At 46.1% G+C, this 16782-nt stretch carries 11 protein-coding genes, 1 tRNA gene and 1 other annotated feature; of the genes, 9 read left to right on the top strand and 3 right to left on the bottom strand.

Annotated elements, in window-relative coordinates; all coding sequences use genetic code 11:
* Positions 1-98 precede the first annotated feature (98 nt).
* Positions 99-4658: a glutamate synthase large subunit gene (gltB, locus tag G4O42_RS09430; protein ID WP_032873476.1), complete on the top strand. Its 4560-nt coding sequence runs from the start codon at positions 99-101 to the stop codon at positions 4656-4658.
* Between the two features lie 16 nt (positions 4659-4674).
* Positions 4675-6156, top strand: coding sequence for a glutamate synthase small subunit (gene gltD / locus G4O42_RS09425; RefSeq protein ID WP_003153838.1), 1482 nt, complete (start codon positions 4675-4677; stop codon positions 6154-6156).
* A 307-nt stretch (positions 6157-6463) separates the two neighbouring features.
* On the opposite strand, the gene G4O42_RS09420 is transcribed toward gltD, so the two are convergent.
* Positions 6464-7444, bottom strand: coding sequence for a zinc-binding dehydrogenase (locus G4O42_RS09420; RefSeq protein ID WP_032873479.1), 981 nt, complete (start codon positions 7442-7444; stop codon positions 6464-6466).
* A gap of 118 nt (positions 7445-7562) precedes the next feature.
* Here G4O42_RS09420 and G4O42_RS09415 point away from each other — a divergent pair, with 118 nt between their 5' ends.
* From G4O42_RS09415 to G4O42_RS09400, 4 genes are all read left to right on the top strand, one after another.
* Complete coding sequence (locus G4O42_RS09415) at positions 7563-8429, top strand: LysR family transcriptional regulator (protein ID WP_032873482.1); 867 nt, start codon at positions 7563-7565, stop codon at positions 8427-8429.
* A 366-nt stretch (positions 8430-8795) separates the two neighbouring features.
* Positions 8796-9020, top strand: a binding site (T-box leader).
* Between the two features lie 52 nt (positions 9021-9072).
* Positions 9073-10992, top strand: a complete 1920-nt coding sequence (gene thrS, locus G4O42_RS09410; RefSeq protein WP_032873485.1) for a threonine--tRNA ligase — start codon at positions 9073-9075, stop codon at positions 10990-10992.
* A gap of 46 nt (positions 10993-11038) precedes the next feature.
* Positions 11039-11341, top strand: coding sequence for an ArsR/SmtB family transcription factor (locus G4O42_RS09405; RefSeq protein WP_003153841.1), 303 nt, complete (start codon positions 11039-11041; stop codon positions 11339-11341).
* 143 nt (positions 11342-11484) lie between these two features.
* Entirely contained in the window at positions 11485-12660 is a 1176-nt protein-coding gene (locus tag G4O42_RS09400) for an MFS transporter (protein WP_032873488.1), read from the top strand.
* Between the two features lie 46 nt (positions 12661-12706).
* Here the strand turns inward: G4O42_RS09400 and ggt are convergent, their stop codons facing one another.
* The gene (gene ggt / locus G4O42_RS09395) at positions 12707-14473 is read right to left on the bottom strand and encodes a gamma-glutamyltransferase (RefSeq protein ID WP_032873491.1); all 1767 of its coding nucleotides are present in this window, start codon (positions 14471-14473) and stop codon (positions 12707-12709) included.
* Positions 14474-14716: 243 nt separating this feature from the next.
* Here ggt and G4O42_RS09390 point away from each other — a divergent pair, with 243 nt between their 5' ends.
* From G4O42_RS09390 to G4O42_RS09380, 3 genes are all read left to right on the top strand, one after another.
* On the top strand, positions 14717-14947 hold the full coding sequence (locus G4O42_RS09390) for an excisionase family DNA-binding protein (protein WP_003153848.1): 231 nt from the start codon (positions 14717-14719) through the stop codon (positions 14945-14947).
* A gap of 314 nt (positions 14948-15261) precedes the next feature.
* The gene (locus tag G4O42_RS09385) at positions 15262-15807 is read left to right on the top strand and encodes a site-specific integrase (RefSeq protein WP_003153850.1); all 546 of its coding nucleotides are present in this window, start codon (positions 15262-15264) and stop codon (positions 15805-15807) included.
* Between the two features lie 42 nt (positions 15808-15849).
* A tRNA-Arg gene (locus tag G4O42_RS09380) sits at positions 15850-15922 on the top strand.
* A gap of 144 nt (positions 15923-16066) precedes the next feature.
* Here the strand turns inward: G4O42_RS09380 and G4O42_RS09375 are convergent.
* Positions 16067-16609 (bottom strand): IseA DL-endopeptidase inhibitor family protein, encoded by a 543-nt coding sequence (locus G4O42_RS09375; RefSeq protein WP_032873494.1) that lies wholly within the window; start codon positions 16607-16609, stop codon positions 16067-16069.
* Positions 16610-16782 lie beyond the last annotated feature (173 nt).

Genomic DNA, 16782 nt, shown 5'->3' with positions numbered 1-16782 from the left:
TATATATTGTTTATATTGTTTTGAAAACTTACAATTAATTTAAAGTTGTCAGATTTTATGACCGATAATTAACGGAAACTGATCGGGGGAGAGGAATTATGACTTACAATCAAATGCCGAAAGCACAAGGTCTCTACCGTCCGGAATTTGAGCACGATGCATGCGGAATCGGCTTGTATGCCCATTTAAAAGGGAAACCTTCACATGACATTGTCAAAAAAGGACTGAAGATGCTTTGCCAGCTGGATCACAGAGGAGGACAGGGCAGTGATCCGAATACGGGTGACGGCGCCGGCCTGATGGTTCAGATCCCTGATGCTTTTTTTAAGAAAGAGTGCGGAGAAATGAGACTGCCGGAAAAAGGCCGTTACGGGGTAGGAATGGTCTTTTTCTCGCAAAATGAAGAGGAAAGAAAAAAGATCGAAAAACAGGTGAATACATTCATTGAGCAGGAAGGACAGATCGTTCTTGGCTGGAGAACCGTCCCTGTAAATGTCGGAAAAATCGGAACAGTGGCACAAAGCACTTGCCCGTATGTGCGTCAAGTATTCATCGGCGCCGCAAACGATTTGAAAGACAGCCTTGCTTTTGAACGCAAACTGTATGTCATCCGGAAGCAGGCGGAAAATTGGGGCTTTCAAGAACAGCTTGATTTTTACTTCGCAAGCTTGTCAAGCCAGACTATTGTTTATAAAGGGTTGTTAACGCCTGAGCAAGTTGACGCTTTTTATTTGGATTTGCAGGATGAAACCTTCGTATCTGCATTTTCACTCGTGCATTCAAGATTCAGCACAAATACCTTTCCTACTTGGGAACGTGCCCATCCGAACCGCTATCTGATCCATAACGGAGAAATCAATACGCTCCGGGGCAACATCAATTGGATGAGAGCGAGGGAGCAGCAGTTCGTTTCAGAAAGCTTCGGAGACGATCTTCACAAAGTGCTGCCGATTTTAAATGCTGAGGGCAGTGACTCATCCATTCTTGATAATGCGTTTGAATTTTTCGTGATGGCGGGGCGGAAACCGGCACATACGGCAATGATGCTGATTCCGGAACCATGGACGGAAAACACTCACATGTCTAAAGAGAAACGGGCTTTTTATGAATATCACAGCTCTTTAATGGAGCCGTGGGACGGGCCGACCGCCATTTCGTTTACGGACGGAAAACAGATCGGCGCCATCCTTGACCGTAACGGCCTGCGTCCGGCACGTTACTATGTGACAAAAGATGACCATATTATTTTCTCATCCGAGGCCGGCGTTATTGAAGTTGAGCAGGAGAACATTCTTCATAAAAAACGTCTGAAGCCCGGAAAAATGCTGCTCATTGACTTAGAGGAAGGCCGGATTATTTCAGATGAAGAAGTAAAAACAGAAATCGCCAATGAATTCCCGTATCAAAAATGGCTTGAAGAAGAATTGGTTCAAGTGAATCCTGACCCGGAAATCCGGGAAGAGGAACAATTCGATGATCTTCTCGTCCGTCAAAAAGCGTTTGGCTATACGTATGAAGATATCCAGAAGTATTTAATTCCTGTTATTAAAGAAGGCAAGGACCCGCTCGGCTCTATGGGAAATGATTCGCCGCTCGCCGTTTTATCCGATCGCGCCCAATCACTGTTTCATTACTTTAAACAGCTGTTTGCTCAAGTCACAAACCCGCCGATTGACGCGATCCGCGAGCAGCTTGTGACCTCCACGGTGACATGGCTCGGAGCTGAAGGCGATCTGCTGCATCCAAGTGAAAGAAATGCCCGCCGCATTAAACTGTATACTCCTGTATTATCAAACGAACAGTTTTATGCGCTGAAAACACTTGTGCACCCTGACATTAAGAGCCAGAACATCCGCGCGCTGTTTTCCGATGACCTGGAAAAAGGCCTGAAGGATTTGTTTCAGCAGGCGGAAAAAGCGATCAAGGAAGGCGTATCTCTGTTAATTTTATCTGACAGGGCAATGAGTAAGGAATTGACGCCGATTCCGCCGCTCTTGGCCGTCAGTGCGATGCATCAGCATTTGATCCGCCAAGGCCTGCGAACAAAAGCAAGCATTATCGTTGAATCCGGGGAAGCGCGTGAAGTTCATCACTTTGCGGCTCTCATCGGGTATGGTGCCGATGCTGTCAATCCGTATTTGACTTACGCTACGTATAAGCAGGAAATCGATGAAGGCCGGCTTGATATTCCGTATGAAGAAGCTGTCAGCAAATACGGAAAGAGCGTAACAGAAGGCGTCGTGAAAGTGATGTCAAAAATGGGGATTTCAACTGTGCAAAGTTACAGGGGCGCCCAAATTTTTGAAGCGGTCGGCATCGGTGAAGACGTTATCGCCAAATACTTTACCGGTACTGCATCTCAGCTTGGCGGAATCGATATCGAAACGATTGCGCAAGAAGCGAAACAGCGCCATCAAGCGGCGTACAAGGATGATTACAGCCAAACTCTTGATCCGGGAAGTGAATTCCAATGGCGGAACGGGGGAGAGCACCACGCTTTCAATCCGAAAACCATCCATACCCTGCAATGGGCGTGCCGCAAGAATGATTACAGCCTGTTTAAGCAGTATTCTCATGCAGCGGATGAAGAACGAATCGGATTTTTACGCAATCTGTTCGCCTTCAAAGAAGACCGCAAGCCTTTAAAATTAGAGGAAGTTGAATCAGCTGCGTCCATCGTGAAACGTTTTAAAACAGGAGCGATGTCATTCGGTTCATTAAGCAAGGAAGCCCATGAGGCTTTAGCGATAGCGATGAACAGGCTTGGCGGAAAAAGCAACAGCGGAGAAGGCGGCGAGGACCCGAAACGTTTCGTTCCGGATGAAAATGGCGACGACAGAAGAAGTGCGATTAAACAGATCGCTTCCGGCCGTTTCGGCGTAAAGAGCCATTATCTCGTCAATGCGGATGAATTGCAGATCAAAATGGCGCAAGGGGCGAAGCCGGGAGAAGGCGGTCAGCTTCCGGGCAACAAAGTATATCCTTGGGTCGCGGATGTCCGCGGTTCTACACCAGGTGTAGGGCTGATCTCACCGCCTCCTCACCATGATATTTATTCAATTGAAGACTTGGCGCAGCTGATTCATGATTTGAAAAATGCAAATCGAAGCGCGCGTATCAGCGTCAAGCTCGTGTCAAAAGCCGGTGTCGGCACGATTGCGGCCGGTGTGGCAAAAGGCACGGCGGATGTCATCGTCATCAGCGGCTACGATGGCGGAACGGGCGCGTCGCCGAAAACAAGTATTAAACATACGGGTCTTCCGTGGGAGCTTGGTCTTGCAGAGGCTCACCAAACGCTGATGCTAAACGGTTTACGGGATCGCGTGGTATTGGAAACGGACGGTAAGCTGATGACAGGCCGAGATGTCGTAATGGCCGCCTTGCTCGGTGCGGAGGAATTCGGCTTTGCTACAGCGCCGCTTGTCGTTCTCGGCTGCGTTATGATGCGCGCCTGCCACTTAGATACATGTCCTGTAGGTGTCGCGACGCAAAACCCGGAGCTCCGCAAAAAATTCATGGGCGACCCTGACCATATCGTAAATTACATGCTGTTTGTCGCAGAAGAAGTGCGTGAATATATGGCAGAGTTAGGCTTTAAGACGCTTGATGAAATGATCGGACGGACAGACGTTCTTCATGTCAGTGAACGTGCGAAAGCGCATTGGAAAGCGGGCCAGCTTGATTTATCCACACTGCTGTACCAGCCTGAAGGCGTACGCACTTTCCGTACGGCGCAAAACCATAAAATCGACGAGTCGCTTGATATGACGGTTATTCTTCCGGCGGTGCAGGCTGCAATTGAAGCCGGTCAGGAAGCGGAAGCTGAAATCAAGATTAATAATACAAATCGCGTAGCCGGAACCGTGACGGGAAGTGAAATTTCTAAACGCTACGGAGCGGAAGGCCTGCCGGATGATACGATCAGACTTCATTTTACCGGATCAGCCGGACAGAGTTTCGGGGCATTTGTTCCTAAGGGGATGACGCTTCATTTGAACGGGGATTCAAATGACTACGTAGGCAAAGGGCTTTCAGGCGGAAAAATCATCGTGAAAGCGCCTGATGACTTCAATTGTGAAACTCACGATAACGTTATTATCGGGAACGTCGCATTTTACGGAGCAACAAGCGGGGAAGCGTACATTAACGGGCGCGCCGGTGAACGTTTTGCAGTCCGTAACAGCGGAGTCAATGTCGTTGTAGAAGGTATCGGAGACCACGGCTGTGAATACATGACAGGCGGCCGGGTTGTCGTCCTCGGCGAAGTCGGCAAAAACTTCGGGGCGGGAATGTCAGGCGGTATCGCATACGTCCTGAGTGATGATGCCAAAGCATTTAAACGCAAATGCAATATGGAAATGATTTCATTTGAAAAGCTGACGGATGAGGCGGAGATCAAAGAAGTACAAGAAATGGTCAAACGGCATGCAGCGCTGACAAACAGCAAAAAAGCCGCAGATCTCCTGGACAATTGGGAAAAAGCCGCAGAAACCTTTATCAAAGTCATTCCGAAAAACTATAAACAAATGCTCCTCAGCATCGAAGAACAAAAAGCGGCGGGTTTATCAGAAGAAGACGCAATTATGTATGCTTTTGAAGCCAATACAAAGGTTCACCAAACGCCTGCCAAAGATCAAAAACAAGCGGTAGTACAGTAAGAAAGGGGAGAGGAACATGGGGAAACCAACTGGATTCATGGAAGAAAAACGAGAAAAACCGGCTGAGCGGGACCCTCTCACTCGCTTAAAGGATTGGAAAGAGTATTCGGCTCCATTTTCAGATGAAGCGTCAAAGCGGCAGGGGGCGCGGTGTATGGATTGCGGCACACCGTTTTGCCAAATCGGCGCTGATATCAACGGTTTTACGTCCGGCTGCCCGATTTATAATCTGATACCGGAGTGGAATGACCTCGTCTATCGGGGGCGCTGGAAAGAAGCCTTGGAGCGCCTTCTGAAAACGAATAACTTTCCTGAATTCACAGGGCGGGTCTGTCCCGCTCCTTGTGAAGGATCTTGTACGCTGGCTATTTCAGATCCGGCTGTTTCAATTAAAAACATCGAGCGGACGATCATTGACAAAGGTTTTGAGAACGGATGGATTCAGCCGAGAATTCCCGCGAAACGCACAGGTAAAAAAGTCGCTGTCGTCGGTTCAGGCCCGGCAGGTCTGGCAAGCGCTGATCAGCTGAATCAAGCCGGTCATTCCGTAACAGTCTATGAGCGTGCCGACAGAGCCGGCGGCCTGCTGATGTACGGCATTCCGAGCATGAAGCTTGAGAAAAATGTCGTCGAACGCCGTATTAAGCTTTTGACGCAGGAAGGTATAGATTTTGTAACAAATACCGAAATCGGCGTTGACATAACAGCTGATGAGCTGAAAGAACAATTTGATGCCGTCATTTTGTGCACAGGCGCCCAAAAGCAGCGCAATCTGCTGATTGAAGGCCGGGAAGCAAAAGGCGTCCATTATGCGATGGACTATTTAACACTGGCGACGAAAAGCTATTTAGATTCCAACTTCAAAGACAAACAATTTATAGACGCTAAAGGGAAAGACGTCATCGTGATCGGCGGAGGAGACACAGGAGCTGACTGCGTGGCAACCGCGCTGCGCCAAAAAGCGCGCAGTGTGCACCAGTTCGGGAAACATCCTAAACTTCCTCAGACGCGCACGAACGACAATATGTGGCCTGAACAGCCGCACGTCTTTACCCTTGAATACGCCTATGAAGAAGCGCAGGCAAAGTTCGGCAAAGACCCGAGAGAATATTCAATTCAGACGACAAAAATGGTGGCCGATAAGCAGGGCCGCTTACAAGAGATTCACACCATTCAAATGGAAAAAGTCAGAAACGAATTCGGAAAGTATGAATTTCATGAACTGCCCGGGACAGAAAAAGTATGGCCTGCTCAGCTGGTGTTCATCGCCATCGGTTTTGAAGGGACAGAACAGCCATTATTGAAACAGTTCGGTGTCGATTCGGCAAATCATAAAATTCAGGCGGCATATGGGGATTATAAAACGAATGTTGACGGTGTTTTCGCCGCAGGGGATGCGAGAAGGGGCCAAAGCCTGATTGTATGGGCGATTAATGAAGGCCGGGAAGCAGCGCGCGAAGTCGACAGTTATTTAATGGGGAGCACTGTTTTACCGTAAATAAAGGGGTTTATTTATAAAACCGGCTGGGATCAGCCGGTTTTTCGTATTGAAATGAGTATATAAGGATAACGTGGAAAGGAAGATAACATATGGAATTTTGTTTATCAGAGTGGAGAGATTGTTTTCTCCCGCAGACTGAGACGATTTGCAAGCCTTGAGCAGTCGATCACGGTGCTGCTGACGGGCTCTGTGTGTCTGCAGTCGATTTGCGGGCAGATTTTAATTGATGAAGAAAAACATATTGAATTTCAAGCAGAAACGCTTATAAACAAATAAGGGAACGGACGGGTCCGCTCCTCCTTTTTTAGACATCTATACGAAAGCCGATATTGCCGAACTGCCGTCCTTCCCGCATTCTGTTAAAAGCGGCAGCTGCTTCACTGAGAGGGTACATGCGGTCGATAATGGGACGGATGCCGCAGCGGTTTATCAATTCCAGCATATCCGCGAATTCCTCATTGCTTCCCATTGATGTACCGAGAATATGAATCTGCGGAAAAAACAGCGAGCGAATAGGAAATCCGAGCTGATCGCCTGAACTGGCGCCGAATGTTACGATCCGGCCATTCGGTTTAATAATGTCAAGATAGTGTTGAAACAAGGCGGGGCCTACACCGTCAAGTATGATATCTGCTTTTTCGCCATTCAGTGCCTCATTCCAATCACCGTAGCTGTCAATCGCCCGGTCTGCACCGTATGACAGTGCGGTTTGTTTTTTGTTTTCACTGCGGGAGGTGACGCTGACTGTCGCTCCGATAGCTTTTGCCATTAATAAGGCGTAAGTTGCCACGCCGCTTCCGATGCCCGGAAGGATAAGGTGTTCGCCTTTTTTTAATTGTCCTTTTGTAAATAAGGCGCGATAAGCGGTTAATGCTGATAACGGCAGCACGCCCGCTTCCTCCCAAGTCAGGTGTTCGGGTTTTAAAACGGCGTTTTCCGCAGGAACGATGACATAAGGTGAAAATGTTCCGTCGCTCGGACCGCCTAAAATATCAGGGACGGCTGGTACGTCCTCAACAGTCTTCCAATTCAGCACCGGGTTGATGATGACTTCTGCATGCAGTAAATGAGACCGGACGCCGTGTCCTATTTCGGTTACGATCCCCGCGCCGTCTGAACCGAGAGTAAATTCATGGTTTCCGGTTTCGTGGTTTTTCATTAAAAACAAATCACGATGGTTTAATCCGGCTGTTTTCAGCTTGATTTTTACTTCGCCGTTTCCTGGCCTTTTGTCAGGTGCCTGCCTGAAATCAAAGCCATTTTCGTGTATGATAAGGGCATTCATTATTCTTCTCTCCTTTATGATTGATGAGAAAGATTTTACAGGCTGTATCAGCTGCAGTAAATAAATGAAAATTGATAGCCGGCTATCAATAAAAATCATAGCAAGAAGGTGCCCTTACATGGAAAGCGGAGACTTAAAGATTTTTCAGGCTGTCGCCCGCAAAGGAAGTATTTCAAAGGCGGCAGAAAGCCTGCATTATGTTCAATCAAATGTGACAAACCGGATTCAGCAGCTGGAACGGCAATTGCAAACACAGCTTTTTTACCGCACAAATCGGGGGATGACGCTGACGCCCGCAGGTGAAAACTTATTGAAAGACGCAGACAGAATCCTTCAATTGCTGCATGAGGCGCAAAAAACGGCGCAAGAGGCAGGCGATCCGAACGGCCCGCTTCGAATCGGTTCTCTTGAAACGGCGGCAGCCGTCCATCTCCCTCAATTTTTCACAGACTATTACAGCCGTTACCCGAAAGTACAGCTGTCTCTGTCAACGGGTGATACACATACCTTAGTGCAGCGCGTCTTACATTATGAGCTGGACGGCGCTTTTGTTTATGGTCCGGTCGAATACGAAGATCTTGAGCAAGTCGCTGTATTTCAAGAAGAATTGGTCTTGGTTTCAAATAAGCGGGAAGGCAGTTTGCAAGACTTGTTGCGAGATCCGATTCTGTATTTTGCCGCGGGCTGTTCGCACCGCCGCAAAATAAAAAACATACTGAAAGAAGAGGCAATGCCCGCACATAAAATCATTGAATTCGGTACGTTGGAAGCCATTATTGGGGCGGTGCAGGCGGGGATGGGGGTTTCCTTTCTGCCTGCATCAGCCGTCCGTTATTTTCAAAACAGGAAAAATCTTTTTCTTCATGAGCTTCCTGAACAGTTTCGGGATATGAATATATCATTCATCTACCGGAGTGATTTATTTTTGACATCGGCGTTTGAAGAACTGCTAAATGGATTAAAAGCATTACCGAACGGAAGATGAGAAAACAGGACAGCTGTGTACGCCAATTTTTTTCGTTCTGGTTTTTCTTAAAAAAACTTTCTTTTTCGGAAAATTTATGTATAATAAAAGAAAGTTTTTCGGATAAAGTATCTGCAATGATAAGGACATGAGACATTTTAACCGGCCATACAGAGAGGGAAGGCACGGCTGAGACCTTCCCGGCACGAAGAATGAGCTTACCGCCTTTTGAGCTGTATTGGTGAACGAAAGCAGCCGATACCGTATAGCCGCGTTACGGCAAAAATGAGCCGTCACTTGAAGTGGCGGGAATTTGGGTGGAACCGCGGGTCTGACACACACTCGTCCCTTCTTTTGGGATGAGTGTGTTTTTATGTTTATATAAGAAAAATGGCAATGATAAGGACATGAGACATTTTAACCGGCCATACAGAGAGGGAGGGCGCGGCTGAGACCTTCCCGGCACGAAGAATGAGCTTACCGCCTTTTGAGCTGTATCGGTGAACGAAAGCAGCCGATACCGTATAGCCGCGTTACGGCAAAAATGAGCCGTCACTTGAAGTGGCGGGAATTTGGGTGGAACCGCGGGTCTGACACACACTCGTCCCTTGCTTTGGGATGAGTGTGTTTTTTATTTTATTAAAAATAAAGGAGAGATCAGACCGTGAAGAAGCCACACATTGTGATTACTTTTCCTGATGGAAAACAAAAAAAATACCGGAAAGGCGTTACGTTAGAAGAGATCGCTCAATCAATCAGTCCGAGTCTGAAAAAGACGTCTGCCGCCGGAAAGGTAAACGGATCGTTATATGACCTTAGAAGAAGCATTCATAAGGATGCGGCGATTGAACTGTGCAGTTTTCAGTCTGAAGCGGGACTGGAAGTGATGAGACACACAGCAGCACACGTATTGGCGCAAGCGGTAAAACGTCTGTATCCGAAGGTTTGTTTAGGGATCGGACCCGTTATTGACAATGGCTTTTATTATGATTTTGATATGGATGAAACAATTACTGAAAAAGACCTGGCAGTCATTGAAAAAGAGATGAACCGAATCATTTCGGAAAATCCGGAAATTATCAGAGAAGAAATCTCCAGAGAAGAGGCAGAGCAGCTGTTTGCTCATGAACCGCTGAAGCTTGAGCTCTTAGCGGGTATTTCGCAGACTGATACAATCAGTATATACCGCCAGAGCGAATTCATTGATTTATGCCGGGGTCCGCACTTGGCGTCTGCCGGACAGATAAAAGCTTTTTCGCTCACTCATGTATCAGGGGCTTATTGGCGCGGCGACAGCAACCAAAAAATGCTCCAGCGCATCTATGGAAAAGCATTTTCCTCAGAAAAGGGGCTGAACAGACATTTTCAGGTGTTGAAAGAGGCGGAGATGAGAAATCATCGGAAATTGGGAGCGGAGTTACAACTTTTTATGTTTTCGGAAGAAGCGCCGGGTATGCCTTTTTATCTGGCGAACGGTCAGTTTATCCGAAACACGCTTGAATCATTTCTGCGTTCAAAGCAGGATGACTATGATTATCAGGAAGTGCGCACCCCTATGATGATGAACCAGCGTCTTTGGGAGCAATCCGGCCACTGGGATCATTATAAAGAGAATATGTATTTCTCAGAAGCTGATCATCAGCGCTTCGCGTTAAAGCCGATGAACTGCCCCGGCCACATGCTCATATTTAAAGAAAAGCTTCGTTCTTATCGTGATCTTCCGATTCGGATGGCTGAGTTCGGTCAGGTGCACCGTCACGAATTCAGCGGGGGGCTTAATGGCCTGCTCCGCGTCAGATCTTTTTGCCAGGATGACGCACACATTTTTGTAACGCAGGATCAGATCGAGAGTGAGATCGCTTCGGCGCTGCAGCTGATTCACGAGGTGTACACCGCATTTGGTTTTTCCTATGATATTGAGCTGTCAACAAGACCGGAAGATTACATGGGAAGCGAACACTTGTGCGACAGGGCTGAGAGCGCATTAGAAAAAGTATTAAAAGAACAGGGATATCGTTTTCGGTTTAATCGGGGAGATGGTGCATTTTATGGACCGAAAATTGATATTCATATAAAAGATGCGCTGAACCGGAGCCATCAATGCGCCACTGTCCAACTGGATTTTCAAATGCCGGAAAAATTTGATTTAACATATATTGATGAAAAAAACCAAAAAGTCCGTCCTGTTGTCATTCACCGGGCGGTATTCGGATCTCTCGACAGATTTCTCGGAATCATTACAGAACATTTCGGGGGAGCGTTCCCTTTATGGCTTGCACCGGTACAGGCAAAAATCATCCCAGTATCAAACACCGCACACCGGGACTGCGCAGAACAGGTGCACCTGCAAATGAAGAAAGCGGGTATCCGGGCTGAGCTCGATCAGCGCGATGAAAAACTCGGCTATAAAATCAGAGAAGCACAAATGAAAAAAATACCGTATATTGCGGTTGTGGGGGATCAAGAGTGCCGCCATCAATCTGTACATGTACGGCAATACGGGCGGGAAGACACATTTGAAGAGAATGTGAGTGATTTTATTTCCCGGATCATAAGAGAGGCAAAACAAAAAATAGAGATTTAATAAAAACAACATTGACATATCGTAAAATCACGATATAATAAAGCGTATGAAACCTATTGATGTTTTTAAAGCGTTGTCTAATGAGTCACGGCTTGAGATTTTACAATGGCTGAAAGAGCCGGACCGTCACTTCGCACCGCATGATGGCATTGATATGAATGAGATCGGAGTGTGTGTCAGCCAGATCACCGATAAGCTTCAGATGACACAGTCAACGGCGTCTCAATATCTTTCCATCCTTCAGCGGGCGGGCCTTATCCAAACAAAACGGATTGGCAAATACACCTATTATAAAAGAGATGAAGACGCGATAAAGGCGATGGCCGATTATTTTCAGCGCGAAATGTAGGGCTGAATCCTTTAGAAGAGGGATTCAGTTTCTTTTTCCGACTACACATCGACATATTGCGATTTGTTTCTGTTTGTTCAACTCTTTATATCGATATATCACAATATATCTTTATATAAATCATCAATGAAGGAGTGTGTCAGGTGCAAAATACCTGGAAGATTTACATTTTGGCAATTATCAGTTTTTTAGTGGGGACGTCTGAATATGTGATATCAGGGATGCTTGATAAAATTGCAGGTTCCTTGGGAGTTACTGTGGCAGCGGCAGGGCAGCTGATTACGATTTTTTCGCTTGTTTATGCAATCGGAACGCCTGTCATGATGGCCCTTACAGCAAAACTGGACAGAAGGAAGCTCATGATCTATGCTCTGGGGCTGTTTGTTATCGGGAATATCATTTCTTTCCTTGTGCAGGGATTCGGCTTATTTGCGGGAGCACGGGTGATTATGGCGCTTGGAGCAGGAACCGTGGTGGTCACCGCGCTTACGATCGCAGCAAAAATCGCTCCCCCGGGAAAACAGGCAAGTTCTCTCGCAACCGTCATTATGGGGTTTACGGCGGCGCTCATTATCGGTGTTCCGATGGGAAGAACTGTGTCTGAAGCTTTCGGCTGGAAAGTGGTTTTCGCCGGAATTGCGGCAATCGGGATCATTGCCATGCTTATTATACGTTTCGCGTTGCCTGAGATAAAAGGAGATAAACCGGTGCCGCTCATTCAGCAATTTTCTCTTTTGAAGAAACGAAAGGTGGCTGTCGGGCTGGCCATTACGTTTTTTTGGCTCGGAGGCTATTCGGTTGCGTATACGTACCTTTCTCCGTATTTACTGAACGTCACTCATATCGGCAGCGGAATACTGAGTACATTGCTGCTTATTTTCGGTATTGCAAGTCTTGCCGGTTCTAAAGCAGGCGGTTTCAGCGCAGACAAATGGGGGGCGCGTATGACATTAACCGGCGGAATGGCGCTTCATGCTATCATGCTCATGTTATTGCCGTTTGTGACACATTCTGCTTTTGGAGCGGCGGCAGTGCTTATTTTTTGGTCCTTCGCCGCCTGGTCATCAGGACCTGCTCAGCAGTATCATTTGGCAACGATGGAGCCTGAATCATCGGGTGTATTACTTGGCCTCAACCAGTCTGTGATGCAGCTGGCTATGGCAGCCGGGGCGGGCATCGGGGGCATTGTTGTCACTCATCTGTCTCTTGCGTCAGTGACATGGATCGGATCAGCGGGTGTTGTCATCGCGATGTGCGGCGTGCTTTCGCTTGCGTCATTAACGTCTGAAAAAACCTCAACTGAATACAGTGCAGAATAAACAAAAGCCTCATTTCTCAGCTTGAGAAACGAGGCTTTTTGTCTAGTTATTTTTTCAAGTTTACGCCGATTGCGGCTCCGTTTCGGCTTGAGTCGGCAACTCCGGTGAAGGTGCCGTTTTCACGGTCGATCAGGATGCTTTGCACATTCCCGATATCAACCGGGCTGCTGCCGAATTTATGCCCCATTTCGTTCAGTTTTGTGCGGGCTTCTTCCGGCACTCCTTTTTCATATCGATAGGATGTCATGCTGTTTGTGTAAATTCTCGGCTCTTCGACCGCCGCTTTCAGATCCATGCCATACTCAACTTTGTTCAGGATCGTTTGCAGGACGGAAGAAATAATCGTTGCTCCGCCGGGGGAGCCGACAGTCAGGACGGGTTCGTTATTTTTGAATAAAATAGTCGGAGTCATGCTGCTGAGCGGACGTTTATTCGGCTGCACTTCATTTGCGCCGCCAGGCACCGCATCGAAGTCTGTTAACTCATTATTCAACACAACGCCGTATCCGGGAACCATAATGCCGGAACCGAACAGCTGTTCAATTGTTGTCGTATAAGATACGACATTGCCGAAGCGATCAGTTACCGTGAAGTGAGTCGTTTGGCCTTCTTGTTTGTCAGTCGGCTGCTCCACTTGTTTATAGTTTGCAGAACCTTCCTGATAGGCCCAAGGATCGCCGGCTTTCGGTTTTTTATTGACTTTATCAATATCTATCAGCTGTCTGCGGGCATTGATATAATCTGGATTCAAGAGACCTTTGAGAGGGACGTTGACGAATTCTGGGTCCCCGGCAAATGCGGCGCGGTCAGCATAAGCCAAATGCATCGTTTCTGCGAGAAGCTGATATTTTTGCCAAGAACGGATATCATATTGAGAAAGCTTAAAATCATCCAAGAGGTTCAGCATTTGCAACAGGAAAACACCGCCCGAGCTTGGAGGAGGAGCAGTTGCGATATGATAGCCCTGGTAATCTCCCCAGATCGGTTCGTCAATTGTCACATTGAAGTTTTTAATGTCTTTTTCTGTCATTGAGCCGCCGAATTCCTGCACTGTTTCCGCAAGCTTTTTGGAGAATGCACCGTCATAGAATGCTTTTGTGCCTTTGTACTTAATAGCTGTAAATGTTTTGGCTAAGTCTTTTTGGATGAGTGTGTCTCCTTCTTTCAGAGGTTCTCCGTCCGGAAGAAACACGTCTTTTGCAGCAGTGTGTGATAATTTGTCTTTATAATCTGAGATGGCATCAGCTAAAACCGAATCAATCGGAAAGCCTTTTGAGGCAAGTTTAATGGAAGGGGTGATGAGTTGTTTCATGGAGCGTGTGCCCCATTTGTCGAGCGCTTTTTCAAGTCCTTTTAATGTTCCCGGAACACCGACTGCAGTCCCTTTCGTAACGCGTTCGGAGAAAGGAATGGCTTTGCCGTTTTCGTCAAGGAACATATCCGGCGTTGCGCCTGCCGGTGCGCGTTCCCGGCTGTCGATAATGGTGGTGTCTTTCGTCTTCGCATCATAAACCATCATAAATCCGCCGCCGCCGATTCCCGACATCATAGGTTCAGTTACGTTTAATGCGAATTGAATGGCAACCGCGGCGTCAACTGCATTGCCGCCTTTTTTCAGCACGTCGGCACCGATTTGTGAAGCGAGAGGATGGGCGGTGGCAACCATGCCGTCTTTGCCGACATCTACCTGTTTGTAGTCGTCATAGGAAAACGGGTGTTTCTTAGCCTGAGCGTGATAAGGGATGCTTCCGGCCGCGAGCAAAGTACTGAGCAGAACGATAAAACAGAGATTCATAAACTTTTTCTTTTTCATAGTCTGCCTCCTTTGTTTTCCGCTTACAATTATAGAGTAAGTAAAATGTGCTGTTTTCACAAGTGACAAACGGAATAGTCCGGTGTGCAAAAAGTTGGGGTTTCTGTGTGAATGTAATCAGTCGCAAATAGGCTAAATGGGAAACCGGACTGAAAAAGCTGTGAAACAAGCATAAAGACAAAAAATAAGCTACAATAAACAAAACAGAATTCACTCACATGACATATGAAAGGAACGTGAGCCATGTATTTAACGATCAAAGAGACAGCTGAGTTTACCAGTCTTCCTGAAGAATATGTGCACAATCTTGTTTTGACGAATAAAATAAGGGCCGTCCATGACGGACAGCAATATTTAATCAACAAGGAACAATTTCAAACCCATCTCGAACAGCTGGAAAAATATAAGGAAATGATTCAAGAGTTTTTAAATGAGCCGCTTCCTGAAGACATTGATGTAAAAGATGAAGACTAGGACACAATTTCATATTGTGTCTTTTTTTTGCATTTTTTCGGTTGCTCACAAAAAAACGGATGCTCAGATTTCATTTTAAGGCTGTTGTTTTCATTTTTTAATACCTAAAGTATCGATTTGTTTAAAAGCTTGTCATCGGTCTGAAAATGATGTTTTTGAGTAATTTGTTGAAACTGTGTATCTGATTCACCTTATGTAACACTATGTATATTATGTTACATAAGACCCTTTACCCTTTATCATTCAACGGGTTTCGGCTATAATAGTAACATAACTCTCAATATGTTACTTTACCAATTATAAGGGGTTTTTTAATGCATATCGTACAGCCGATCCGAAGTTTGGAGAAGATCCAGGAAGTCAAACAGTATTTAATGAAGAAAAGTGATCGTGATTATTTTTTATTTATTTTCGGCATGAACAGCGCACTGCGGATTTCTGATGTTCTGCCGCTTCGCGTGAGGGATGTCAGGAACAAAGATCATGTGTGGGCAACCGAAAGCAAAACGAGAAAGAAAAGAAAAATTCTGATACTGGAGTCTTTAAAGGCCGACATATACGCTTATACAAAAGACATGAAAGAGGATGACTATTTGTTTAAATCGAAACGTACGAATAAGCCCATATCCCGGATTCAGGCATACAGAATATTAAAGGAAGCGGCTGCCGCTTGCGGGTTGGAGGAAATCGGGACGCATACGCTTAGAAAGACGTTCGGGTATCATTTTTATCAGAGGACAAAAGACATTGCTGAACTGCAGAGGATTTTGAATCATTCTTCTCCGTCTATTACAATGCGTTATATCGGAATAGATGAAGATACGACGAGAGCCGCCTATAAAGTGTTCGGAGGGCTGTAGACTTGAAAAAAACGGCCGCCAGCGTTACTATAATAGAAGCAGGCTCTAGTAGCACAGCGGATAGTGCAGCAGTTTCCTAAACTGCAGGTCGGGAGTTCGAATCTCTCCTAGAGCGTTTTTTGTATGAGATAGGCGCAGCTTAATAATGTCGGTAAAACAAAACCCCCTTGTTATACAAGGGGGTTTTGAGTTGAATATTTTGTGAGAACCTGGTGGAAATGATGTGAAAAAAGCCCGCTGTAAGCAAGCGGGCTTTTTCTTATATGACAGCATCAAATTGATTGACTTTCCAAACGTTGTTTTCTTTTACGAATGTTACATCGCGTTTTGCTGACGGAGAACCGTCAAGAGTCGGTACAGTGAAGCGGTATGTTTGAGCGCTTCCTTTTTTAGAAAGAAGAGTCATTTTTGCTTTTTTCCAATTCAGGAGGTTATCTCCGTCGCCGACAGGAACAGCCAATTTGCCGTCTTTTACAGTGAAGTGGTAATCTTTGAACCCTTTGTCAATCGCTTGCTTTGTAAAAGCGGGTGTCAGATATTTTACGGCTTTCGCTTTTGTTCCGAGGTCTTTGCACATAAATACATATTGCAGATTTTGATATTCAAACGGTTCAGATGTGCAATTTGTGTTTGATTTAAGAGCACCGCCGCTCATTGTGTTCCAGAAATGTTCTCTCGCTGACAGGGCCAGCTGAAGTGCTTGTTTTTGTGTAAGGTCATTAGGTGCATTTTTTGCGGTCGCCGCAGTGCCCAATGACAGAATCAATGTAATAGTAGTGAGGAATAATAGCCATTTTTTCATGATATAATCTCTCCTTCAATCAATCTCTTTCTCTTATGTTACAAATGTTACAATAATTACGGTAAGATTACAATACCTTTTCAGAAATATTTTCCGGACTTTTTATTTTTATGGTTTATTTCCATGTAAGACGTGAGAAAAAGATAAAGAGTTTCATTGAACAAAAGGTTTTT

Origin of the sequence: Bacillus sp. LUNF1 (genome assembly GCF_011008975.1) — a bacterium.
GTDB classification, from domain to species: Bacteria; Bacillota; Bacilli; order Bacillales; family Bacillaceae; genus Bacillus; species Bacillus velezensis.
Note: the sequence above shows the minus strand (reverse complement) of the source record. Positions and strands in the feature narration are given on the sequence as shown.